General features: G+C 67.3%; 1 protein-coding gene. It reads right to left on the bottom strand.

Annotated features, from left to right (window positions below; genetic code table 11):
- Nucleotides 1–135: 135 nt before the first annotated feature.
- Nucleotides 136–1,230, bottom strand: a complete 1,095-nt coding sequence (locus EES42_RS30705) for a DNA polymerase III subunit beta family protein (protein ID WP_241196685.1) — start codon at nt 1,228–1,230, stop codon at nt 136–138.
- Between the last annotated feature and the right edge of the window lie 332 nt (nt 1,231–1,562).

The following is a 1,562-nucleotide window of genomic DNA, read 5'->3' as shown; positions in this document are numbered from 1 at the left end:
GGGCCGTGTCCGGCCACCTCCAGGGCATCGGCCGGGCCTCCTACCCAACGTTCTTCCATGGCCTGGTCAACGAACGGACCAGCAGGAGGGCACTGTCTGCTCCGAGGGAGACCGGCGGAGCGCCTGCCCCAGTGGTCAGTTCTCCAGGCGGACAGGCATCAGTATCGAAAAGGTGTCCTCGGTGTCGGTCCGGCGGATCGCCAGGGGCGCTGTAGGGGCGCCGAACTCCAGAATCAGTTGGTCCCGGGCTCCGGCGGCGAGTGCATGCAGTAGGAACTCGCGGTTGACGGCGATGTGGTCCTGATCGTCGTCACCGTCTTCGCAGACGGTCACCACGCCGTCGGCCGCCACCTTAAGCACGCTGAGATCACAGGGCACGCCGTCCTGCTCGCGCACCTCGCTTGCACGGACGGGGCCAGTTTCCACCGTCTCCCGGAAAGCCGGGACATCGACAAGGGCACGGCGCCCTGCTGGCAGGCGGACGAGGCGACGGTAATCAGGAAAGTCGTGATCGAGGCACTGGCCAGCCGCCTGACGGTCCCCCGTCTCCAAGGCCACGCGGTCACCATCCACAGTGAGCTGAACGGATGCGTCGTCACTCAGCAGCGCCCGCATCGCGTCGGCGAGCGGGGCCGGCACGATGATCTGCACACGGGGCCCGCCATGCCCGGTGGTAGCGGCCTGTGCGACAGCCATCCGGTACCGGTCGGTGGCCACGACACGGAGCTCGTCGCCCTCGATGTCGAACAGGACACCGCTAAGCATCGGCAGCTCGGGGTCGGTGCTGGCGGCGAAGCGGACCGCGTCCAGCGCGGCGGCCAGCTCAGGTGCGAAGACAGCCGACCGGACGGTCGTGGTGCGGAGCGAAGTCATGGGGTTCTCCCTGCATTCGAGTAGCGCTCGGATCGTGGAGAACTCATTGCGGGCATCGGACAGCCCGAGTTCGAGACGGCGCAGATGCGCCTGGAGCAGCTTCCGCACCAGGTCGGTGTCCGCACCGGACCATCCGGCCAGTACCAGCCGAATGTCTGCCAACGGCATACCAGCCCGGCGCAGCCGGGCCAGCAACTGGGACTCCTCAAGCTGCTCGGGGCCGTACCAGCGGTAGCCGCTCACCGGATCCACCCAGGCCGGGACCAGCACGCCAGCACCGTCGTAGAACCGCAGAGCGCTCACGCTCAGTCCACTGTCCCGGGCCATCTCACCAATACTGCGCATCTCGCTCTCCACACCCAGCACTCTGAGCCCTCCACCAAGTCGAGGGTCAACAGCCGGCCGACTCGAAGTAAGGGTGGCTTCGGCAGTCGCCGATCTGCGGGTCCGGGTGCTGCAGGATGTCCCAGCAGATGTCCGAAGCGGCCTCGGTGTCCAGTCAGTCGTCGCTCCGGGAGATCTGTTCCCGCCAGAGCCGATGGCGCCTTGTGGCCGGTCGGCATTTTCCATCAGGGTCGCAAGGTGCAGCGCGTGTGCCAATCATCATGGAACCAGTCTTCCCGGGCCGGGCAGGGCAGCGAGGAGAAAGCCGCCGGCATCACCTCCGTGCGGCCGGTCTCCCGATTCCC

The sequence above is a fragment of the Streptomyces sp. ADI95-17 genome (assembly GCF_003846175.1).
Classification (GTDB): domain Bacteria; phylum Actinomycetota; class Actinomycetes; order Streptomycetales; family Streptomycetaceae; genus Streptomyces; species Streptomyces sanglieri.
Note: the sequence above shows the minus strand (reverse complement) of the source record. Positions and strands in the feature narration are given on the sequence as shown.